We start from the raw sequence: 22,712 nt of genomic DNA on the forward strand, positions 1-22,712 counted from the left end.
GCCCACCGCCGCCTGCGCCCGGCATCTTGACGAGCGATTCGGGCCCCCGCCTTGCTTGTAATCTTAGGATTGCGCTGCTAGAATACGTGCCAGCGTACTACATCCCGATGGGCAGGAGGGCGCTTGTTTGATCTCGGCGTAGTGCTTTACCTGTGCCTCGGAGGCTTGGGCGGGGGTCTGAGCATCTTTGCTGGAATTGCTGGCTTAAGCATACCGCGCCATCTCTTGGAGAAGGGTTTGCTGTCCGAGTACTCCAATCTTATGAGGTCGGTATGTGCGGTTGCGGCGGCGTCTCTTGTGCTGGGCGGGTTGCTTCTGCTTGCCGATTCCGGTAATTTCTCTGCGCTGGTCTACCTTTTCTTCTCGCCCTCTCTCAACTACCTCTCCGTCGGGGCGTGGGCGATCGTTGTCGATGTCGTGCTCTGCTTTCTGCTCGTACTGTTTTGGGGAGCGGGCGTCACGAATCGCAACCCGTTCGTTTCGTGGGCGCTTCATGCGCTATGCGCTTTGATCGGACTGGCTGTATCGCTGTATACGGGGCTCTTTCTCGCGAGTATGAAAGCGGTTTCCCTGTGGAGTTCGTTTTGGATTCCGGCGCTGTTCGTGCTGTCATCGGCTTCGTGCGGTGCGGTTGTGTTCTTGGCTGCAATTCAGGCAAGCGGGAAAGCGATCGTGTTTTCCGCTTACCGAAGGCTGCTCGCTCGGGTTGATATCGTGATCGTGGTCTTAGAGTCGCTGTGCGCCGTTGCGCTGGTTTTGAGTTTGGTTCTGGCGCCCGTCAGCGACTCAGCGGATAGCGCCGGGTTGGCGTCGGCCTTCGACTTGGTGTCCGGAACGGATGCTTGGATATGGTGGGGCGGTTTCGTGGGGCTCGGATTGATCATGACCGCGGTATTCGATGTTGTCGTGCTTCGAATTGAGGACTGCTTGCCGGGTCGCATATGGTCTACCTTGGGAACATCGTTTTGCGTGTTGATGGGCGCTTTTTCGTTGCGATACTGCATTGTGGCGGCAGGCATGCATCCTGCTTTAGGATTTTAGGAGATAGCTATGGATGGCAAAGAAGATTCCTTCCCCTTCGAGGTCGATCCCGATTCAAGCTCGCCGCCATGGTTGCAGCTTCGCAAGCGGCTCGTATTCCTGATCGATTCCGGCTATTACAAACCAGGTGATCAGCTGCCGAAAATCCGCGAACTCGCAGTCGAAATTTCCCTTAACTTCAACACCGTGAACAAGGCGTACTTAAGCCTCCAGTCGGACGGATACGTAAAGTCCATTCGCGGCAAAGGCATGTTTGTTTCCGACCCGCTGCCTGGCAAAGGGGCGGGGTCGGCAGAGGACCTCGAAGCGGTGCTCGACGAGTGCCTTCATGCGTGCAAGAGCATGGGGCTTACCTATGAAGAGGCGGCGGATCAAATGGTGTTACGGGCAAAAATGCTGGTCATGATTGAGTCTCTTCCGTATCGACTGCCTGGCTCCAACGTGATCGCACTGCATCCCGATGTCGCGAAAAAGAGCAAGGAGGCTTAACGTGGGCGCCGTAGGAGGCAAAAACGTCCGACGTTCGAGCGGGGGAGACGGAGGCAAGTTCAGCTCGTATCGTCTCGCTCCCGAGGACCTGGGCGGCTCTTCGGGCGAAAAGGCATCTGGAGCAGGCGTTGTTTTGCTCAGCGCTTTTGTCTTCGCCGTTGTTCTGCTGATTGTCGCGGGATTGGGCGTTCTCGTTGCGGGCTCGTTCAATATCGTTGTTGCCCTTTCGTCTTTCGTTGTCGCTGCGCTCGCCACGATGTCGGTGCATATCGCCCAGCAGTGGGAACGCGTTGTGGTTCTGCGTTTCGGCAAATTCAACCGAGTGTCGGGTCCGGGCTTGTTCTGGACCATTCCCTTCATCGAGCACAACACCATTCGCATCGACTGTCGTATGCGCGCAACAAGAATAGAAGCGGAAGAAACGCTGACGGCGGACCTTGTTCCCATGAACGTGAACGCCGTGCTGCTCTGGGCGGTCTACGATGCGAAGGCCGCCTGCAACGAGGTGAGCGATTTCGCGCGCACGGTGAAACTGGTTGCGCAGGCTGCTTTGCGCGACGCTATCGGTCAGCTGACGGTTGCGGAAGTTGCTATTCGCCGTGAGCAGCTCGACGTTGACATCAAGCAGGTGCTCGAGAACGAAGCGTCTCAGTGGGGCGTTGCGATTCATTCGGTAAAGGTGCGCGATATCTTGCTGCCGCCGGAATTGCATGAAATCATGAGCATCGAGGCGCAGGCGGAGCAACGCAAGAAGGCTCGTATCATTCTCATGGATACCGAGCAGGATATAGCGGCGGTCGCTGAAGAGGTGGGGGAGACGTATGGCGGCGGCGATGCGGCTTTGCGCCTGCGAGCCATGCACTTGCTGTACGAAAGCGTGCGCGAGACGGGAGGGACCGTGGTGGTGCCCAGTTCCTTTAGCGAGGGGTTCGGAGACGTGCTGCCCGAGGGGGTGAAGTATCCTCATAAACCTATGCCTTAAGGTTAGATATAAGTCCCGGTAGAGTACCGTTTTTGGGATTCGCGCGACGCCTCCACTATTTCCGAAATAGCATAATCAATCCTAGGATTACATCTTTAATCCTAGGATTGATTATGCTATTCTCTCCTTGGATGGGATTGATCAATTTCCGAAGTTGGGGGAGGGCGAAGCGCACGCTGAGCCTTCGGAAAAGGATGGGCATCGAGTGGAGGGGTTCCGGCCAAGCCCCCTTCGACGTCCTCCGTTTGACAGGAGGAGAGAATGGATACACCCACCAAGCCGCTTACACGCAGATCGTTCCTTAAAGCCACTGCCGCAACTGCAGGCGTAGCGACGGTTGCAACCACGATCGGGTGCGCCCCGAGCGGTGGCGCGAAAGAAGAAGGAAGCGCGCCGGCAACAGCGCCCGACGTGCAGGTGTTTTCGAACACGTGCCGAGGAAATTGCGGAAACGCGGGCTGCCGCCTTGATACAATAGTACGCGAGGGCAAAGTGGTCAGCACGAGGCAGCATCCTATTAAAACCAAAGACGTTGGCCTTCAGCCCGGCTGCGTGAAGGGTCCGGCGAACCCGCAACGTATTTACGGTACGCATCGGCTGCTCTATCCCATGCTCCAAACAGGCGAGCGCGGAAGCGACAATTGGGAGCGCATCAGCTGGGATGAGGCCTTGGATCTCGTTGCTAAGAAAATGAAGGCCGCGTTCGACGAGTACGGGCCCGAGTCCGTTGGCTTTATGAGTAGCTATAGCGGCAAGAGCGGCAAACTTGGTACGGTCTACAACGGCTTTACGAACTTTCCCGAGACGCGAGGAGCATGCGGCATCGGTCCGGAGCGCTTTTTCCAGAAGACCGGCGTTACCCTGTTCACCGCCACGGGAGACGCAGCGGGTCTATACATGCAGAGCGTCATGTTGGGCGGTGTCACCAATTCCGCCGAAGACTCTGTCAATGCAAAGACCATCTTCATGCTGGGCAACACCTGCGATTCTTTCAGGACCGCATGGTCGTGCTTCATGGAAGCGAAAGAAAAGGGCGTGAAGCTCGTCGTCATCGATCCGCGCTATTCGAATTCAGCCGCCCATGCAGATCAGTGGATTCCCATCAGGCAAGGAACCGATGGTGCGCTGCTCCTCGCCGCGTGCAACTACATCATTGAGAACGACCTGATCGATTATGACTATCTTCGCAACAAGTCTGTAGCGCCACTGCTCATCAAAGAGGATGGAAGCTATCTCCGGCTCTCTGATCTGGGTCTGCCCTTGTACAAGAAAGTTGACGCTACGTCGGGCAAGGAGGTCGAAGTCGATAGCGAGGTCGTCTACGATGAGGCAACGGGGGAGTTCGGATCCTCGTTCGAGATCAAAGACCCCGCCGTTACCGGCACGTTCGACGCAGACGGGGTGAGCGTGAGAACCGTATATGATCTTACGCGTGAAACGATAGCGCCCTTCACCGTTGAATTCGCGGCAGAAGAGTGCGGGCTTCCCGTCGAGACGATTGAAGACTTTGCACGAACCTATGCCGATGGACCGTCATTCTTCGCTACCTATTGGGGTTTCCAGCACTTGCAGAACTCGTGGCGCATCTACTACGGCTTGTTCCTCCTGGCATCATTGACCGGCAACGCATGCAAGCCGGGAGCGAGTTACGGTAACGCGCTGCCCGCAACTCAGTATTACAAGACCCCGGTTTTCAACACGAAGGCGGCTTTGACGGTTGAAGGTGCCAAACTCTCCAAGATGGCTTCCCTTAACAAAGTCCCTCAGATCGTGAACTCGGGAAAATGGCTCGGCGAAGATTACACCTTGCGCATGCTCTGGATTGCGGGTGCCAACCCCATTGAATGCGGGATTGGGTACACGGAGCAGATCGAGGCGTGGAAGAAGGTGGACTTTGTGGTCGTTGCCTCTGAGTTCATGACCGATACCACAATGCAAGCGAGCTTAGCTCTTCCGGTGACCATGTCGTTCGAATCCGAGGACTTCGAGAGCTACCTGAACCAGAAAGCCATCGATCCTATCGGGGAAAGCAAGTCCGATTTCGAGATATTTGTCGCTCTTGCAGAGGCCATGGGATACGACGATCTGTACGACAAGGATGCCGAGGGTTATTTACGCGAGCTTCTCGACACGGAAGAGAACATCTCTGCGGGACTCGGGTACGATGACTATCGCAAACAGGGCGCCATATACGTAGACGAGATCGTAAGGACGGAGGCGGTCGGTCAAGAGCGCAATGCTACGGGTCGTACCCAATTCTATCTGGAGACTTTGACCCCGAATGGAAACTGGGATGTGGAAGTGACCCCGTTGGATCGCCTGCCGTATTACGAGCCTGCATTCGAGGCTTATGCGAGTAATCCTCTTCGTGAGAAGTATCCGCTTTTTGGTCTTTCGTATCACGATAATTACACAGGCCACTCCATGCACAACAACGTGCCTTGGCTCAACGAGCTTCGCGGTTTTGAGGGCACGGAGGGCGAAGGCGAGCCTTACACGATCATCCACGAGACGGCTGCGGCCGAACGAGGCATCAAGACCGGCGATCTGATCAAGGTGTTCAATGACCGAGGGAGCTTCGTCACCCGTGCATTGGTATCGAAGGGCATTCGTGAGGACACGGTCAACATCCCCCGCGGATATGCGGGTAAGGAGATGCGCGAAGGCCATCTGCAAGCGGTGACGTCGATCGATGCGGGAGACAAGATCACCAACAATGACAGCCACAACGACTGGCTCTGCCAGGTCGAGAAGCTCTAGGGGGTGCAGCATGACACGCTACGGAATGACGGTTGACACCAGGCGCTGCTCGGCTTGCAACAACTGCGCCATGACCTGCAAAGTGGAGAACAACCTTCCCGAGGGAGTGTGGTGGAACACCGCTCGCACCAAAGGAGGGGAGCATCGCTATACTCCCGAAGGAACCTATCCTGACGATCTGCACATCACGTTCTTCACGTTCGCCTGCCAGCATTGCAGCGAACCCGCATGCGTTGCCGTTTGCCCCACGGGTGCTTCCGAGAAGCGCGAGGACGGTATTGTGGTGGTGGACAGCGAGAAATGCATCGGTTGCGACAGCTGCATTGCCGCCTGTCCGTACGACGGGGTGCGCACGCACCTCAACGACCCTTCGTGGGCCCTCGATTTCCCCATGGGCGACGCGCAGGCGCCCGAGCATCGGGCGAATACCGTTGAGAAATGCATGTTCTGCACGCATCGAATTGACCGTGGCGAGCTGCCCGCATGCGTCGAAATCTGCCAAGCTCAAGCCCGTTGCTTCGGCGACCTCGATGACCCCGAGTCGGACATCTCGAAGCTGGTTGCTTCTCGCGAATACGACCAACTGCTCCCTGATCAGGGGACGGGTCCGAACATCTATTTTCTGAAGTAGGCGAACGCGGGCATCGGTTTGCTCACCTGTTCTGCGATCCTGCCGTGTCGCTCAAGCGGCGACGCGGCAGGATCTTCCGGACGCGTCGAATACGACGAGATAGCGAGTTGTGACATGGAAAAGACCTGGGAGAGCAAGGCAGCGCTCTATGAGTTGCTGGCGAAAACCTTTCTTTTCACCCAGCGAGAGATTGTCGGAGCCCTGACGTCGGGGGAATACCAGGAGGCGTTGGCCGAGGTAACCGAGATCAACGATCTACCGAAGGACTGGGGAGAATGCGGGGCGAGCGAACTGAACCGCTACCGCGGAATGGACGAAGACGAGGCGTTCCATCGGGTGCGAAAGGAGTACACCCGGCTCTACATCGGAAGCCGCGATCCGCTCATCATCCCTTTTGCGGGAACATGGGAAGCCTCGCAGGCTGGTCGGAAGCCGCTGCTTTTCGTGGGCAAGAAGTCCATGGAAATCGAGCGCTTCATGCGGACGTGCGGCATCGTGCGGACTGGCGAGTCGAACGATCCGCTCGACCACATAGGGTCGATGCTCGAATTCCTCATGCACCTCTGCATGCTGAATGCAGGGCTCGTCGATAGACCGGTTGGCGTCGACATCCCGGACCGTGCGTACGAGGACTTTTACGAGGATCATTTCATCGGATTTGCTCGGGCGTTTGCCGAAGAGACGATAGATAAAAGCAGCGAAGCTTTCTTTACGGTTGGCGCGCGGGTGCTGAGGGCTCTTCCGGATAACCCCCTCTAGCTCCAGAAAGGACGAACGGATGAGTTTTCTTCTTGTGCTGGCCTGCACGACCGCGCTGGTGTTTTTACTTAAGGACGCTCTGACAACATATGCCCTGGCATTTTACGCGGGTGCGGTCGTGCTGACGGTTTTGTATGTGGGGAACCTCTTTGTTGCATACCCCGGGATCGTGCGCAGCGTGCTATTTCTGTTGATGCAGAAATGCACGCTTGCCCTCGCCCTGTTCTTTATCGTGATGTTCATCGGCGTGTTTCGGAAGGATTCGAAAGCGGGGCTGATGTTGAGGCCTATGCGCGCCGAGCTCTCCATCATGGCGTGCATCTTGTGTCTGGGCCACGTATGCGTGTACCTGACGGCCTTTGTGCCGCGATTCACGAGCGGAACGGCCGATGTCTGGCTGTGGGCGTTTCTCGTTGCTGCGGCGGTTCTCTTGGTTTTGCTGCTTATGCTGGGCGTCACGTCGCTTTCTCCGGTGAAGCGTCGCATGGGCGCCGCTTCCTGGGTCAAGCTGCAGAAGTGGTCGTACGCCTTTTTCGGGTTGATCTACCTGCATCTTGCCATCATTCTGCTTCCGTCCGCATTGACGCAGGGCGCAACTGCCGCGACGAGCGTCGTGGTGTATACGGGCTTGTTTGGCGTGTACGCGGTTCTGCGAGTGCGCCGAGCCGTGGTCGATGCGAAAACTCGCGTCGCACGAGGGGTTTCGAGTGCAGGATGCTCGTGAGTTTCGAATAAATTTCCCCCGTGTGGATTTTCTTCTTGTCATGATCTATCAACTGGGGTATCATGTTCACTCGCTTCGAAAAGAAGCCGAGTTGTGCGGGCGTGGCGGAATTGGCAGACGCGTACGGTTCAGGTCCGTATGGGGGCAACCCCATGAAGGTTCAAGTCCTTTCGCCCGCACCATTTTGAATTTGAAGAACGACCAGGTATGGTACCTGGTCGTTTTTTATTTGTGGATGGAATTCATCGGGTATCGTCAGGGGCGCATGGGCGCGGTAAAATAGCTAATGACGTTAGCAAACGTGCGGAAGGAGCTGCGCGATGGAATATCGAGCGTTGGCGCAGGAGCTGGTGGGCATGCGGGCGGAGCTGCGGCGCGCGGGCGTCGAGCGGCTGGTGGACCGCATGGCCGCCGGCGAACAGGGCGCGCTGTTCCTGCTGCTGCAGGACGGCGAGATCGCGCACCCGAAAGACCTCAGCGAGCGCATGGGCGTGAGCACCGCGCGCGTTGCCACGATGCTCGGCCACCTGGAAGAACGCGGCCTACTCACGCGCTCGCCCGACCCGGCTGACAACCGGCAGACGGTGGTGGCCCTCACCGACCGGGGCGTCGCCTACATCACCGAACGTCGCGACGAAGCGCTCGGCCTCATCGCGCAGCTGCTCGAACGCCTCGGTCCCGAGGACGCGGCGCAGTACGTGCGCATTCAGAAGAAGCTCGTCGCCTGTCTGGCCGAGGAAGCCGTCGACGACGCGGCGAAAGGATAGCCCATGGAAATGTTCGAACTGGTATTGCTGCTGCTGGGCGCGGTGCTCGTTTCCACCGTGCTCGACCAGATGATGCCGCGCGTGTCGTTGCCGCTCGTGCAAATTGCCCTCGGCGTGGTGATCATCGTGCTGGTGGGCGTGCCGGTGCAGGTGGATATCGATCCGGAGCTGTTCCTCGTGCTGTTCATCGCGCCGCTGCTGTTCGACGAATCGCGGCACGCCAGCAAACGTGCGCTGTGGGACAACAAGGGCGCCATCCTGTCGCTGGCCGTGGGCCTCGTGCTGGTGACGGTGCTCATGGTGGGCTTCGTGTTGAACTGGCTCGAACCCACCATTCCGCTGGCGGCCGCCTTTGCGCTGGGCGCCGCGCTCGGGCCCACCGACGCGGTGGCCGTCACGGCGCTCGGCAAGGACATCCGCCTGTCCAAGCGCCAGAACACGCTGCTTTCGGGCGAGGCCCTCATCAACGACGCGTCGGGCGTCGTGTCGTTCCAGTTCGCCATCGCCGCAGCTGTCACCGGCGCGTTCTCGCTCGCCGAAGCGGCATCGACGTTCGCCGTGAGCTTCTTCGGCGGCATCCTGCTGGGGCTGGCGCTTGGCCTTGTAGCGGCGGTTGCCCTGCGCCTCATTCGCAAGCAGGGCTTTGAGAGCGTGACGGTGCACGTGGTGTTCGAGGTGTTCACGCCGTTCCTCGTGTTCCTCGTGGCCGAGCACGTGGGCGTGAGCGGCATCCTGGCCGTGGTGGCCGCGGGCCTGCTCATCACGCTGCTGCCGAAGGAGTCCACGCCGGCGTCCGCACGCCTCAAGCTGGCCTCCGACAGCGTGTGGGAAACGCTCGTGTTCGTGATCAACGGCGTGGTGTTCGTGCTGCTGGGCATGCAGCTGCCGCGCGCCATCATGCCCACGTGGAACGGCCCTGCCGACGCCTTGAACCTGGTGGGCCTCGTGCTGCTCATCACGCTGCTGGTGGAGGGCGTGCGTTTCGTGTGGGTGCTGGGCATGGAGGCGTTCGCGCGCAAGGGCAAGCTGGCGAAGGGCGCCGTGCGCGATGCGCTGGTTACCACGCTGGCCGGCCCGAAGGGCGCCGTCACCCTGTCCATCGCGTTCACCGTGCCCTTCTCCTTGGCCGACGGCTCGCTCTTCCCGAACCGCGACATGCTCATCTTCCTGGCGTCGGGCGTCATTCTGTGCACCTTGCTGCTGGCGAACTTCGTCGTGCCGCTGCTTGCGCCGAAGGCCGACGAGGAGGACGACGACGCGGTTGTGCAAGCCGCGAACATCGCCATTCTCGAGCGTGTGGTGTTGCAGCTGAAAGCCGAGGAAACGCCCGACACCGAACTGGCCACGCGCATCGTGGTGCGGCAGTACGAAGAGCGCATCAAGCGGCTGCGTCGGCAGAGCACGTCCGCGGCGTGCCTGATGGAGCTGCGCGTCGGCATGCTCGATTGCCAGCGGGCCTACGTCGAGCAGTGCATGGCCGAGGGCGTCGTGGCACCCGCGGAGGGGCAGCGCTACCTCGAGCAATTCGAGCACATGCGCGAGATGCTGCTGCATCGTCAAGCGCACCAGAACAAGGGCGCTCGCGTGTTCCGCCACGCGAAGATGACCGCCACGCGAACGGTGCGCAGCATGACGCGCATGTTCGCGAAGCCGCACTTCAGCGGCGAGGAGATGCAGGCCGCGCGCGCCTTCCGCGTGGGGCTTGAGCAGTGCTCGCTCGACTTCCTCGAAACGAAAACGGACGATCCGAACGTGGAGGTGGCAGAGGGTGCCGCTATGCTGGCGGCCGAGTGCCGCGCGACGCTCGCGGCGTTCGAGCTGCGCGACGATCATGCGTCCGACGGCCGCCCGCCCCGCGAGGCGCGCGGCCCCCTCACGCGCGACCCCGACGCCATCGAGGAGATCAAGGTTGACGTGACCGAGATCGAAACCGAAGCGCTGCGCCTCGAACTCGACGAAATCCAGCGCATGCGCGAAGCGGGCACGCTCGGTCGCGAAACGGCGCGCGAACTGCGCGAAGAGGTGTACCTGCTGCAGATGACGGTGGGCGACTAGCGCGCGGCGCGGGCGGCATCTCTGGTATAGTACGGATACGCATTCCGGGGGAGGAGCGCGTATCCGTACCTAGGGGAGTGCTCACGTTCATGAACGAGATGCTCGATAGATTCACGGGGAACATTTCACCGGTGGCATTGCTCGTGTCGTCGTTTTTCTGGTCGTGGTTCGACGTGGTGCCGTTCAGCCCTGCGCTGTTCTCGGCCGCGGGACGGCCCGTCGACGCGCTGCCGTTCATCGTGTCGTTTGCCGCGAGCGCGCTGCTGCTGGGGTTGTTGGCCGCAAGCGCCCGCGCCCGCTCGCGCGTGCTCGACCCGCGCGTGTTCGCCGCCTGCTCACTGCTGTGCGGCACGGTGGGCTCGGTGCTCGTATTCGCGGGCGTTCAGACGAATCCGGCGCTGCTCGTTATCGGCGGCATCCTCATCGGGGCCTATCAGAGCGTCGGGGCCGTGCTGTGCGGCGGCATCGCCACCTGCCAGGGCACCACGAACGCGCTCGTGCACCTTGCCGCCGCGCTGCCGCTCAACATCGTGGCCATCCTCTTGGTGATGTTCCTGCAACCTGCGGCATCGGTGGTGTTCGCCGTGCTGCTGCCGTTGTTCTCGGCGTTGTGCTACGCCGTCTACCTCGTGCGCGGACAGAATCGCGCCACGCTCGAGGCCATCGCCGTCGTGCGCGAGAAGGCCGTCGACGGCGCCCGTCGCGCCCGTCGCATGTTCGGCTGCGACCGCTACTTCCTGCTCATGGTGCTGGTTATCAGCGCATCGTTCGGATTTGCGAACTACCAGGGCCTGTTCGCTTCCAGCTCGCAGGGCGTGTACCTGGAATACGTCACCGTCGCTTTGCGCGCCTTCGTCAGCCTGGCCATGCTGGCGGGCTACCTGCTCTACTCGTGGCGGCCCTACCTTATCCTGCAAGGGGCGCTCGTGGCCATGTCCCTCGGGCTCATCGGATGCGGTCTGCTGGCCGTTATGGGCGTGCCGGGCTCGTTCGTGTCCGACTGCCTGTTCTTCACGGGCTACGCGTGCTTCGACCTGCTCATCTGGATGATCATCATCATGATCGGCTACAAGTCGGGCACGTCGCTGCTGCGCATCATCTGCGTGGTGTACACGGTGGACCAGCTGGGCATCTTGCTGGGTACGGTGCTCGGTCAGGCCGTGGGCGGCGACGGCGCCACCATCGTGTCCTACATCGTGTTCGGCAGCGCGCTGCTGCTGTTGACCGTGGGCTTCTCAAGTGGGAAGAGCGCTATCTGGGATCGACTGAGCACGTACGAAGTGGAGTTCAACCGGCCTGACGACGCTTCGCTGCGCGAGGAGGGCGATGTGGGCACGGCACCGGGCTATCAGGATCGCATCGCCGCGCTGTCGTCCATGTTCTTCCTCACCTCGCGCGAGACCGATGTTCTGGGCCTGCTCGTTGCCGGGCGCAACGGCCCCTACATCTCGGAGCACCTGCACGTATCGGAGAATACGGTGAAGAGCCACATTCGCCACATTTACACCAAAGTGAACGTGCACAACCGACAAGAGCTGCTTGACCTGGTGTTTCCCCAGCAATCCTAGCGGGCGCGCCGCCGTTCGCCGCGGCTTCGTCAGCGGTACGTGCGTCTCATCACAAACGGGTGATTTTTCCAAAACGCCCGCACCTGATGAAGCAATTCCCTTCCGCATCGCGTTCAATCGTTTCCAAGCCGCCAGCCGGCAAGGGACCGGTTCGACGCGGCGAATCGAATAGGAAGGGGAGAGGGATGGAATTGCGTACGAGAGGGAGCAAGGCGAAGCGCGTATCGATGCTGCTGGCCGTGGCCATGGTGGCCGTTCTGTCGCTGGGCGCGCTTGTGGCCTGCGGAGGCAACGGGTCGGGGAGCGCAGCTGGCGCGGGCAGCGCAAGCTCGGCGGACAGCACGACGAAGACGCTCGTGAAAACCGCGACGAACGAGATGACGCTCGTCGATTGGGACGTGTCGGAGGCCGACAGCCCCATTACGGTGTCGAGCGACGACGCGAAGTTCGCCGACTACGTGACGGACTTGCGCGAGATCACCGGCTTCAACATCGAGAGCCTCACCATGCAGGTGAAGGTCGTCGAGTTCGCCGGTGCCGAAATTGCCGCCACGCATGAAAACGTGAAGGACAACACCTACACCATCGAGAGCCTGGAAGCGGTCGTCGATGGCAAGACCATCACCTACTCCGATGGCGACTTCAAAAAGAGGTAAGTCCTCCTTCAACCCCCGTTTTCATTTCATCGATACGAAAGTGAGATACTCACATGACTGAATTGAGCAGAAGGAATTTCTTGTTGGGCGCCGGTATGGCGGGTGCGGCGCTGGCCATGAGCGCGACGGGCGTGGCCCACGCGGCCGACAAGAAGGCGTCGGAAGACGAGGACTGGGCGAGCCAGGTCACCGAGGAAATCTCGTGCGACATCCTCGTGGTGGGCGGCGGGTTCTCCGGCACGTCGGCTGCCGTGCAGGCGGGCGAGAACGGCGACAAGGTGCTGCTGATCGAGGGCCAGTCGGCGCTCGGCGGCAACGGCACGGGCGTCGAGTGCACGAACGCCTACGGCCTGCATCCCAACTCGGGCGAGGCCACGCTCGGCGAGATGGTGCGCTACGAGGCCGACGCGCAGTCCTACACGGTCAACCAGATGTTCATCCGCGACATGATCAGCCACGCTGCGGAAAACGTGCAGTGGCTCATCGACAACGGCGTGCAGTACGAGGCCATCGAGGATCTCGACCCCGCGTACCTGGAAATGTACAAGCAGGGTCGCTACCGCGCCGAGTTCAGCTTCGACTACGTGTACAAGGGCGGCGCGGCCGGCATCGGCTATTTCCCGTACATGAAGAAGAAGCTGGCCGAGTACGGCGTGAACCTGCGCCTGAACACGCGTGCCCGCGACCTGTTCCTCGACGAAAACGGCAACGTGGCCGGCGCGTACGCCACCGACACGTACGGCGACACCATCAAGATCAACGCGAAGGCCGTCATCGTGAGCACGGGCGGTTTCGGCGAGGACGCCGCGCGCATGGGCAAGCTGGGCGTCGACCTCGAGGATATCCGCATCATCGGCACGCCGGGCCACTACGGCGATGGCGTGACCATGATGATCAAGGCCGGCGGCATCGAGCACGGCGCACCGGCGTTCGGCTGCACGAACATCATCGGCTCGGCCGGCCCCTGGGGCCCCATCTGGGACAAGCTGTGCTGGGGCGGTCCGTGCCTGTGGGTGGACATCCATGGCGAGCGCTTCTCCGACGAGGCGTGCTCCACGTACACGCACAACTTCGAGTTGCAGAACGTGCCGGTGCGTCTGGCCGGCGGCACCTGCTGGAGCATCATGGACAAGGACGTTTACGAGTACATGCTCGACGGCGACGAGGAATGCGCGCAGCTGTGGGAAGAGATGATCGCCAAAGGCGACGACGCCTACAAAGCCGACTCGCTTGAAGAGCTGGCGAAGATCATGGACGTGGACAAAGATCTGTTCCTCGCCCAGGTCAAGCAGTACAACGCGAACGTCGAAGCCGGGGTGGACGCCGACTTCGGCAAGGACGCCGAGTACCTCATGCCCATCGCCACGCCGCCCTTCTACTGCGGCCTCATCCGCGGCGCGCTCGAGGGCCTGTACTCCGGCGGCGTGAAAACCGACCGCCAGTTCCGCGTGAAGAAGCCGGGCCGCGACCAGGCGTTCGACAACCTGTTCGCCGTGGGCGCCGACGGCGGCATGCTGTACAACAACATGTACGGCATCGACATCAACGGCTCCATGACCTGCCACGGCGTGAACAGCGCCCGCACGGCCGCGAACACCGCGCACAAGCTCATCGCCGGCTAGCGCCCGCGCATCCCAACCGTTTCACGAGCCCAAGCCCCCTCCCTCCCGGCTTGGGCTCATCTTTTTTCGAAAGCATACGGGTGGTACCCTCGTATGGAGGCGACTGAAGTGTCGGTTGAGCCGTCCCGGATCAGGCGATTCGTGGTACTATCTTTTCGTCTATCTTGGGGATCGAGGCGTGGAGGAGAGCGCGCTGAAAAGCCGAGCAATCAAAGTCGCCGCATTGATCCTAGCTGCCTTGTTCACGGTGGCCGGTTGCACGAGCCACGCCGATACCACGGTCGTCCCAGAAGAAGAAGCTCCCCTGTATACCTGGGGAGAATTCACCGGAAGAACCATTACCGTGTGGGGCGACAAGGACGACCTTTCGCGGCCTTATATTGTCAGGGCTTTCGAGGACTATCAGCAGAAAACCGGCAACGTCATAGAGGTCGTGCCTCTGTCAAAAGTGGATCTCGATGAAAAGGTCCCTCGCGCATTTTCGTCAGACGAAGAAGAGCGACCCGATCTGCTTTTGAGCTACGGCGGTACCAACGTAGAGAACTTGAATCCCGATGAGAATTTCTACGATTTCACCGATGCGCCGTGGATTGACGATTTGACCGACACCGCGCTGACCCAGGCCGTTTTTAACGGAAAAGTCATCGGCTTGCCTCATGGAGAAGCTTCCGTTTCCGGAACGCTCTACAACAAGGAGCTTTTCGAAACCTATCATCTGGATATTCCCACGACGCAAGAAGAGTTCTTGTCTGTGTGCGAAACCCTGCTGCAAAACGGGGTGACTCCCGTCTATTTGCCCTACAAGGAAATAACCATGCTGCTCTACCAGTTTCCCATGGACAGCTTCTTGAAAGAGCAGCGAGTATTGGACGGTCTCAACGACAACACGTTGTCCTATGCGGATGTTCCGGAAATGAGAAAAATCGTCCAGTGGTATAAGACCATGTCCGATAGCGGTTACTTCGGTGAAGCCTATGCGGATAACGACTGGGACGGCATGGACGAGGCGATGCAAAGCGGCGAGTACGCCATGATGCTGTGCTGGGATACATGGCTCTACACCGGCTACACCGGAGACCCTTCGAACATAGGCATCATGCCCGCCTTCATGGGGACGCCCGAAAACGGCAGCTTCGAAGGACCGAATATTCTGCTGGGCATCGCGAACAAAAAAAGCGACCAGCTGGACGTCACGCTCGACTTGATAAACTTCATGGCGGATCCCTGCAATTATAACGTGCACTATGCGGGCGTTTACACGGCTCCCGTGTTCAACGATCAGCGGGGAAGCATTACCACCCCGCAGTATATGGAGACGGAACGGCTGATCAACAAGCTGTTCTACAACTCCACGGCCTGGTCGCGCGTGCGGGGATTCTCCCAAATCGACGCATCCTACATTCAACAGTACATGCAAGACGAGCTGTCGTTGGAGTCCTGTTTGCAGGCCATGAACGATGCCCGGTTGAGCCGCCTCGGACTTCAGGAGCCATAGCAGCATGACGCGATGGCGACAGGGGGCTCAGGGGGGAGCGGCGAATCATCGGCGAAATCGCTTCATGCTCGTTGCTGCCCTTCTTCTGGTGTTCATGCTCGTTTTCGCCTGGGTGATCTCTTCCTATATCGCGCGCTTCGGCGAAGAAATGGTCTCCGAAAATCAGACGCACCTTGCGGACGTGTCTTCTTACGTGACTTCTCATATGACGAGCGTCGTTTCGGATACGCAGGATGCGTTGGGGGCGGTATCGGCCGCCGTCGATTCGATGGACTCGGACGCTGCGAAGACGGACTACCTCAATAGCGTTGTCAAACAATACAATTTCGCCTATATCGGGTACGCCGGCCCGGATGGCGTGCTTCATGCAACCATGCCTTCCGAATCGGTGGACATCAGTGGCGAAGACTACTTCCAGAGCGCTTTGCGCGGCGAAAGAAGCATCTCGAACCTCATCAGGAAGATATTCAAGGATCGAGCCGCGAGCGGAATCTTGCTCACCGTGCCCATGGGGGAAGGCGCTTCTGCGGGCGCGTTGGTGGCGATGATGGAAATTTCGCAGTTGAGCGAAGTTCTGAGCCTCGACAGTTTCGGCGGGGAAGGGTACTCGTACGTTTTCGACAAAAACGGAACGATCATCATGCGCACGAAGAGCCTCGATTTCAACAACTTGTTCAAGGCTTGGGAGACTGCCGATTTCGCTGACGGCTACAGCTACGAGCGATTTCTCGACGATATAGAGAACGACCGCGAGGGCCTCGTGCAGTACAGCTATCTCGATGCGAAGAAGATCGCGTACTATTCGCCCATTACCTTCAACGACTGGAGCATCGTCAATATCGTGTCGGAGGAAGCGGTTTTAGGCAAAACCGCGAGCATGACAAGCGAGCTTATTCTCATAAGCTGCGCGATCTTCCTGGGATTTTTCGGGCTCTTGGTCTTGGCGCTGCGCTCGTACGGCGTTTCGCAGGAAAGCCAGCAATCCAACAGCGCGAAATCGGCATTCCTCGCAAACATGAGCCATGAGATACGAACGCCCATGAATGCGATCGTGGGCATCAGCGAGATTTTGCTTCGGGATGATCTCACGCCGGGACAGCGCAGCAAGGTGCTCAACATCGTCAACTCCGGCAAGGGGTTGCTCACCATCATCAACGATATTCTGGATTTGTCCAAAATCGAGTCGGGGAAGTTCAGCATCGTCGATGAACCCTACGAGTTGGAGTCCATGCTGTACGACCTCACGATTATCACGGCCGTGCGCATTGGCGAGAAGCCGGTGGAGTTCTTCATTGAGATCGATCCGGAGCTTCCTCGAACGTTCGTGGGCGACATGGGCAGAGTGAAGCAGGTGCTGCTGAACATCGTGGGCAACGCCATCAAATTCACGAACAGCGGCAGCATACGGTTGGCGATCGACGGCGTCAAGGACGAGGGGCAGGGACAGTGGCTGCTGCGCCTGGAAGTCGAGGATACGGGCATCGGCATTCGGCCCGACGACGTGGACAAGCTGTTCAACAGCTTCACGCAGGTGGACACGCGGCGAAACCGTGCTATCGAGGGAACCGGTTTGGGATTGTCCATCTCGCAGGGCCTTTGCAAGCTGATGGGCGGATCTATCTCCGTCGCCAGCGAATACGGTAAAGGGTCAACCTTCACCGTGACTATCAAGCAGGGAATCGCCGATGATGCTCCCACCGCCGTGATCGAGGACAAAGATGCCTATTCGCTTCTGGTGTACGAACCGTCCGATGTGCTGCGGGCCTACGAAACCTCTTGCATGGACAAGCTTGGCCTGCGCTACGAAGCGTGTTCAACCGAAGAGCAGTTTGCAGAGCTGTCGAGGTGCGAGGGCTACACGCACGTGCTAGCTTCCGCGGAGAATCTCGGTCGCCTCGCGGCTGATGCGGAAGACCTCACGGCCCGCCCGGTGGCCACGTACCGATTGAGCGAGCATGCCTCCATCGACATGGAGGCCAGCAACATCTACCTTCCGTTGTTCCCGCTCCAGCTGCCCTTTGCGCTGGCCGGCATTACGGAGTATGCGGGCAGGCCGAAAAACGTCGGCATCCTCACCAGCGAATACATCCCGATGCCCTACGTCTCCGTTCTCATTGTCGACGACAACCCGGTCAACATCCAGGTGGCGCAAGGGCTGATGGAGCCTTACCGCATGAAGATCGACCACGCGCTCTCCGGAGAAGAGTCTTTGAGGCGCGTGCAGGAGAATGACTACGACCTCGTGCTGATGGACCACATGATGCCCGATATGAGCGGCATTGAGGCGCTGCAGCTCATACGCAAGCTTCCCGAGGGGAGAGGCGCGCATCTTCCCATTGTGGCGCTCACCGCCAATGCAACCAGCGGCGCGCATCAGATGTTCCTCAAAGAGGGATTCGACGACTTCCTCGCCAAGCCCATTGAAATGCAGAAGCTCGATAGCGTGTTGCGTACGTATTTGAAGGCGCTGAACGCTTCCCGCGCGGCGGATCATCCGGAAGGCTATCAGCCTGAACCGCAGGTCGAAGCCTTGCAGGATGACCTCGACCTGGACAGTGCGAACATGACGTTCGGCGAGGTGAATTTCGGGAAGGGGCTGGCCCTCGTGGGGTCTTCCTCCTCGTACGTCGGGATTCTGAACACGTACGCCAGCTCCACCGAGGAAAAGCTTCCCCTGCTTGCCGCGTGGCTCGAATCGGATAAGAGCCGTTTCGTCGTCGAGGTGCATGGATTGAAAAGCTCCAACGGCGCAATCGGGGCCGAAGGGCTTTCTGCGCTTGCGGCCGAGCTGGAAGAACGGGGCAGAACGGAGCGGTTCGAAGGAATTGAACATAGGCTTGCGGCGTTTATCCGTCGTAGTGAAACCGCCCTGAAGGAGATCGGGGAGTTCCTCGCGCAAACGCCGGCCAGCACGTCGCCCGACGCCTCTTCCGACGACGATGGGTTCGGCAAAAAGCATATTGTCGTGGTGGACGACAACCCGGTCAATCTCGATTTGGCGGAGAGCGTGCTGAAAGAGGAATTCCGCCTGACCAAACTTGAGTCGGGCGAAGCGCTGCTCAGCTTCCTCGAGCACGCCCATCCCGACATGATTCTGCTGGACATCCAGATGCCGGGAATCAGCGGCTACGAGGCGCTTGAGATGGTGCGACAGCGCGAGGCCTGGAAGGATATCCCGGTGATATTCCTGACCGCCCAAAACGACGTGCAAAGCGAGCGCACGGGTTTCCGCTTGGGAGCAAAAGATTTCATCAGGAAGCCGTTTGACCCCGTGGTGATGGTTTCTCGCGTCAAATCGCAGATGGAGCTCTACCAATACCAGACGGAGCTGCAAGAGATAGTGAGCGATAAGACGGCCGAGGTTGAAGAGCTGCAGCACGTCATTACCGTCAGCTGGGCGGAAATCATCGAGTCGCGCGACGGTACCACCGGAAGCCACGTGCAGCACACCACCCGCTATTTCGAGGCGCTGCTGGAGATTGCAGGGAAGAGCCCTGCTTATCGGGAGCGCCTGGCAGACGAGCACGTGTCCGACTTGCTGCGCGCATCCGCCTTGCACGACATCGGGAAAATAGGCATCAGCGACACGGTGCTAAAAAAGCCCGCCGCCCTCACGCCAGAAGAATTCGCCTACATGAAAACGCATGCGCAAATCGGCGCTGATATGATCCAGAAAATTATCGACCGGACTCACGAGAGTCGATTCCTGCGCTATGCGCACGACATGGCGTTGTACCACCACGAGCGATGGGACGGCACGGGGTATCCCTGCGGCCTGAGGGAAGAGGAGATTCCCCTGCACGTTCAAATCCTCACCATTGCCGATGTGTTCGATGCGCTCACGGCCGTGCGTCCGTACAAGCGGGCTTTCACTTTTGAAGAAGCTGTCGACATTATGCGCAACGATCGAAGCAAGTTCTACTCGCCTAACCTGTTCGATACGTTCATGGAGAACAGAGAGATCTTTCGGCGGCTGCTGAACGACAAAGACTAGCGGCTTGCGGCTTTCGGCAGGGCATTCGCATCGCGCCGGCGCTCTGCTACACTTTCCCTATGACTTCCTACACCACCATAGACGGGCGGGCGACCGCCGAGATCGAGGAGAAGAAGAGCCGCTTCATCGCGAGCTTGGCGCACGTCGAAACCGAGGACGAGGCGCTCGCTTTCCTCGAGGAGATTCGCGCGGCGAATCGCATGGCGCGCCACAACGTGTACGCCTACGTGCTGCGCGCGGGCGGCGCCGGCGCGCAGGGACGCGTGCGCTACTCCGATGATGGCGAGCCGCAGAAGACGGCGGGGTTGCCCACGTTGGAAGTGGTGCAGCACGCCGGGCTCACCGACGTCATCGTGGTGGTCACGCGCTACTTCGGGGGCGTGCTGCTGGGCACGGGCGGCCTCGTGCGCGCGTACACGCAGGCCACGCAGGCGGGCATCGAAGCGGCGCGGCTCGTGGTGGTGTCGCGGTGCGTAGACATCGAAGTGCGGGCCGCGTACGGCAAGTACGACCAGCTCATGCGCATCGCCGCCGACTGCGGCGCGAAGGTGCTCGACACCGTGTACGACGACGCCGTCACCCTGCGCCTGCGCATGCTCGACGGCACGCAAGAACCCCTGCTGCTCAAAATCACCGAGCTCGAGCGCGGCCAAGAGCAGGTGCGCATCAGCGCCCCTCTGGAGGCTGCGTTCTAAGTTTCGCTTTGCGGGAACCCCGTCTGCGAACTGCCTTATAATAGGCGCATGGCACGCGATCAACAGCTCATACTGAACCGGTACCGGCCCATCGGCGAGACGAGGGCGGGCGGTTTCGGCACGGTTCGTGTCGCGTGGGACACGCGCATTCAGCGCAAGGTTGCCATCAAGTGCATCGAGCTCGACGAGGTGGACGTGGCGCGCGCCGCGCTTCCGGGGGCGAATGCCGCGCCCGTGCAGCAGCACGAGCCGCTTCCCTGGGAAGACGACCCCGTGTTCGAGGACGCCGACGACGGCGAGAACTCGGTGTTTGACCTCATCGGCGACGAGCCCCTCGTGCATTCGCTCGCGCATCTCCCCGGCTTGGACGAGGCGCGCACGGCGGCCATGCTGTCGGACTCGAACATCGTCGCGGTGTACGATTTCGAGGTGCAGGAATCCACCGCGTACCTCATCATGGAATACGTCGAGGGTCTCACGCTCACCGAGCTGCTGCACCGTCATGCCGACCGCCTCACGCTCGACGTCGCGGCCGCCGTGTTCGCGGCGGTGTCGCACGCGTTGGAGGTGGCCCATGCGAATCAGGTGCTCCACCTCGATATCAAGCCCGACAACGTGCTGATCAACCATCAGGGTCAGGTGAAGGTGACCGACTTCGGTCTGGCCACGCTGGCCGACGCTTCCGGCTACGGCACGGCGGGCGGCGGCACCATCGGCTACATGCCGCTCGAGCAGATGCGCCAGGAGAACCTCGACGTGCGCTGCGACGAGTGGGCGCTCGCGTCGCTCACCTACGAGATGCTTGCGGGCGAGAACCCGTTTCTCGCGCCCGACCTCGCGCGCGCCGAGGACGCCATCGAAGATGCGGAACTCGTGCTGCCGTCGTTGTGCTGGGACGAGCTTGACCCCGCCGTCGACGACGTGATCTTCTTCGCGCTCGACCCCGACCGGGAGGAACGCTACGCATCGGTGGCCGACTTCGCGGAGGAGCTCGAACCCTTCCTCGGCGACCCGAAGCGCGGCGTGCGCGAGCTGGCCGTCATTGTGGGCCATGCCGACGATGAGGAAGAGGAGGAAGTGGAGGCCGCGCCTCCGGTACCGCGCATTCCGCTGCGCGAGCGCATCACGGAGCTCCATCGCCGGGTGGCCGCGCATGCGGTGGGCGCGGTGGGCAGCGGCGCGGTGGCGTTCGTGGCGTTCTCGAACCTGCCGCAAACGAGCGGCATCGACAACCCGTTGTTCTGGGGGTTGCTCGCGCTCGTGGCGCTTGCCGGTGCGCTCAAGCCGCACCTCGGCGCGCTGCTTGCGTACTTCGCGCTGTCGGCCACGCTCATCGCCCATAACGCCCCCGCTGCGGGGTGCGTGCTGCTTGCTGCAACGGCAACCTGGTGGTACTTCGGCGGACGCCTGAGCAACGCCGACGCAAACGTCACGCTTGCGCCCCCGCTCGCCGGTGCGTTCGGCTGCAACCAGCTCACGCCGCTCGTGGCCGGCTTCTGCCTGCCGCCAGCTCGTGCGTTCGGTGCGCTCGCATTCTCGCTGCTGGTCAGCGTGCTGCTGGGTGCGTTCGGCACCTATGGCTTGCTGGGCTGGGACGCGCTCGCGAATGCCCAGCTGCTTTCGGGCATGGATCTGCAGGCCAACATCGGCCACATGCTCACGCAGCCCGCGCTGTGGTGCATCGTCATCAGCTGGATTGCGGCAACGGGCGCCCTCGCGGCGTTCCGCCTGCGTCCCACCCGCGCGTTCGCCGTGCTGGGCACGCTGGCGGCGTCTCTGCTGCTGCTGGCCGGCATCTGCCTGGCCGCCTGGGTGGCCTCGGGACAGGCCACGTGGATGCCGTCCCTCAACAACCTCGTGTTCACCCTCATTCCCATCGTTATCATGCTCCTCACCTGCATCCTCGTCCCCGACCCCTACTACTACGAAGACGAAGAAGCGGCGTAGCGGTCTGCCTCAATCTTGCACTACACTTCTCGGCGCGTATAATAGGACGAGCCGAAGGGAGCTTGTGACTCCCAACGGCTCTCGGATCGCTTCGGCGGTTTGGGTTTACTTGTGGCGCTCCTTTCCCCTTCGGGATTGGAGCGCGTCTCTTATCATCAGAGCGAACTCGACGATCCGAGTCACCAGCTTCACGAGCAGTTCGGCCAATGCAAGCAAATCCAAAACGGTCATGGTCTTCACCTCCATCCATCTAGAATCATGAGAGGGAGAGGCACCAAGCCGCCTGGTGTATCCGTACCTATGAGTATAACGAGCTGACCTAGCACTTCGATGGCGTGCGTCACCATGGAAGACCGTCTGGTTCCAGCGCCAATCCCACACGCTTCCAACGCGCTTTCCACGCGCCTGGCCTGCCGATCCAGCGCGTATTGAACGTGCGGTGCGCATGCATCCAGTCAGGATTCGACGTGCGTCAACGCCCCCCAACTTCCGGCTCTCACTCCGACGCCGTGCTAGCGAACGTAGAA

The 22,712-nt window shown here is 60.4% G+C and carries 16 protein-coding genes and 1 tRNA gene; all 17 read left to right on the top strand.

Features of this window, described 5'->3' with window-relative positions; genetic code table 11:
* Positions 1-123 precede the first annotated feature (123 nt).
* The 17 genes from nrfD to C1876_RS12155 all read left to right on the top strand — a co-directional run bounded on the left by nrfD (position 124) and on the right by C1876_RS12155 (position 22,185).
* On the top strand, positions 124-1,041 hold the full coding sequence (gene nrfD / locus C1876_RS12075) for an NrfD/PsrC family molybdoenzyme membrane anchor subunit (RefSeq protein WP_244910136.1): 918 nt from the start codon (positions 124-126) through the stop codon (positions 1,039-1,041).
* Between the two features lie 9 nt (positions 1,042-1,050).
* Positions 1,051-1,530, top strand: a complete 480-nt coding sequence (locus tag C1876_RS12080) for a GntR family transcriptional regulator (protein WP_114546980.1) — start codon at positions 1,051-1,053, stop codon at positions 1,528-1,530.
* Position 1,531: 1 nt separating this feature from the next.
* On the top strand, positions 1,532-2,512 hold the full coding sequence (locus C1876_RS12085; protein WP_244910137.1) for an SPFH domain-containing protein: 981 nt from the start codon (positions 1,532-1,534) through the stop codon (positions 2,510-2,512).
* Between the two features lie 261 nt (positions 2,513-2,773).
* On the top strand, positions 2,774-5,272 hold the full coding sequence (locus tag C1876_RS12090) for a molybdopterin-containing oxidoreductase family protein (protein WP_114546982.1): 2,499 nt from the start codon (positions 2,774-2,776) through the stop codon (positions 5,270-5,272).
* Positions 5,273-5,282: 10 nt separating this feature from the next.
* On the top strand, positions 5,283-5,903 hold the full coding sequence (locus C1876_RS12095; RefSeq protein ID WP_114546983.1) for a 4Fe-4S dicluster domain-containing protein: 621 nt from the start codon (positions 5,283-5,285) through the stop codon (positions 5,901-5,903).
* Between the two features lie 114 nt (positions 5,904-6,017).
* Positions 6,018-6,662: a TorD/DmsD family molecular chaperone gene (locus C1876_RS12100; protein WP_114546984.1), complete on the top strand. Its 645-nt coding sequence runs from the start codon at positions 6,018-6,020 to the stop codon at positions 6,660-6,662.
* Between the two features lie 19 nt (positions 6,663-6,681).
* Entirely contained in the window at positions 6,682-7,386 is a 705-nt protein-coding gene (locus C1876_RS12105; RefSeq protein ID WP_114546985.1) for a ferric reductase-like transmembrane domain-containing protein, read from the top strand.
* Between the two features lie 95 nt (positions 7,387-7,481).
* Positions 7,482-7,568, top strand: a tRNA-Leu gene (locus tag C1876_RS12110).
* 138 nt (positions 7,569-7,706) lie between these two features.
* A complete protein-coding gene (locus tag C1876_RS12115) occupies positions 7,707-8,153 on the top strand; it encodes a MarR family winged helix-turn-helix transcriptional regulator (RefSeq protein ID WP_114546986.1) in 447 nt (148 codons plus the stop codon).
* Positions 8,154-8,156: 3 nt separating this feature from the next.
* The gene (locus C1876_RS12120; RefSeq protein ID WP_114546987.1) at positions 8,157-10,208 is read left to right on the top strand and encodes a Na+/H+ antiporter; all 2,052 of its coding nucleotides are present in this window, start codon (positions 8,157-8,159) and stop codon (positions 10,206-10,208) included.
* Between the two features lie 89 nt (positions 10,209-10,297).
* Positions 10,298-11,776, top strand: a complete 1,479-nt coding sequence (locus tag C1876_RS12125; protein ID WP_148044536.1) for a response regulator transcription factor — start codon at positions 10,298-10,300, stop codon at positions 11,774-11,776.
* Positions 11,777-11,961: 185 nt separating this feature from the next.
* Positions 11,962-12,432, top strand: coding sequence for a hypothetical protein (locus C1876_RS12130; protein WP_114546989.1), 471 nt, complete (start codon positions 11,962-11,964; stop codon positions 12,430-12,432).
* A gap of 53 nt (positions 12,433-12,485) precedes the next feature.
* On the top strand, positions 12,486-14,054 hold the full coding sequence (locus C1876_RS12135; protein ID WP_114547029.1) for an FAD-dependent oxidoreductase: 1,569 nt from the start codon (positions 12,486-12,488) through the stop codon (positions 14,052-14,054).
* A 178-nt stretch (positions 14,055-14,232) separates the two neighbouring features.
* On the top strand, positions 14,233-15,549 hold the full coding sequence (locus tag C1876_RS12140) for an ABC transporter substrate-binding protein (RefSeq protein WP_158544683.1): 1,317 nt from the start codon (positions 14,233-14,235) through the stop codon (positions 15,547-15,549).
* 4 nt (positions 15,550-15,553) lie between these two features.
* A complete protein-coding gene (locus C1876_RS12145) occupies positions 15,554-19,543 on the top strand; it encodes a response regulator (protein WP_114546991.1) in 3,990 nt (1,329 codons plus the stop codon).
* 59 nt (positions 19,544-19,602) lie between these two features.
* Entirely contained in the window at positions 19,603-20,238 is a 636-nt protein-coding gene (locus C1876_RS12150) for an IMPACT family protein (RefSeq protein ID WP_114546992.1), read from the top strand.
* Between the two features lie 48 nt (positions 20,239-20,286).
* Positions 20,287-22,185, top strand: a complete 1,899-nt coding sequence (locus C1876_RS12155) for a serine/threonine-protein kinase (RefSeq protein WP_114546993.1) — start codon at positions 20,287-20,289, stop codon at positions 22,183-22,185.
* The last annotated feature ends 527 nt before the right edge of the window (positions 22,186-22,712 follow it).

The organism is Eggerthella sinensis, from assembly GCF_003339815.1.
Taxonomy (GTDB): Bacteria; Actinomycetota; Coriobacteriia; order Coriobacteriales; family Eggerthellaceae; genus Eggerthella; species Eggerthella sinensis.

Excerpts from the sequence above, each read along its gene's own strand:
- C1876_RS12080 (WP_114546980.1), top strand. The coding sequence starts at position 1,051 with ATGGATGGCAAAGAAGATTCCTTCCCCTTCGAGGTCGATCCCGATTCA.
- C1876_RS12090 (WP_114546982.1), top strand. The coding sequence starts at position 2,774 with ATGGATACACCCACCAAGCCGCTTACACGCAGATCGTTCCTTAAAGCC.
- C1876_RS12095 (WP_114546983.1), top strand. The coding sequence starts at position 5,283 with ATGACACGCTACGGAATGACGGTTGACACCAGGCGCTGCTCGGCTTGC.
- C1876_RS12100 (WP_114546984.1), top strand. The coding sequence starts at position 6,018 with ATGGAAAAGACCTGGGAGAGCAAGGCAGCGCTCTATGAGTTGCTGGCG.
- C1876_RS12105 (WP_114546985.1), top strand. The coding sequence starts at position 6,682 with ATGAGTTTTCTTCTTGTGCTGGCCTGCACGACCGCGCTGGTGTTTTTA.
- C1876_RS12115 (WP_114546986.1), top strand. The coding sequence starts at position 7,707 with ATGGAATATCGAGCGTTGGCGCAGGAGCTGGTGGGCATGCGGGCGGAG.
- C1876_RS12120 (WP_114546987.1), top strand. The coding sequence starts at position 8,157 with ATGGAAATGTTCGAACTGGTATTGCTGCTGCTGGGCGCGGTGCTCGTT.
- C1876_RS12125 (WP_148044536.1), top strand. The coding sequence starts at position 10,298 with ATGAACGAGATGCTCGATAGATTCACGGGGAACATTTCACCGGTGGCA.
- C1876_RS12130 (WP_114546989.1), top strand. The coding sequence starts at position 11,962 with ATGGAATTGCGTACGAGAGGGAGCAAGGCGAAGCGCGTATCGATGCTG.
- C1876_RS12135 (WP_114547029.1), top strand. The coding sequence starts at position 12,486 with ATGACTGAATTGAGCAGAAGGAATTTCTTGTTGGGCGCCGGTATGGCG.
- C1876_RS12145 (WP_114546991.1), top strand. The coding sequence starts at position 15,554 with ATGACGCGATGGCGACAGGGGGCTCAGGGGGGAGCGGCGAATCATCGG.
- C1876_RS12150 (WP_114546992.1), top strand. The coding sequence starts at position 19,603 with ATGACTTCCTACACCACCATAGACGGGCGGGCGACCGCCGAGATCGAG.
- C1876_RS12155 (WP_114546993.1), top strand. The coding sequence starts at position 20,287 with ATGGCACGCGATCAACAGCTCATACTGAACCGGTACCGGCCCATCGGC.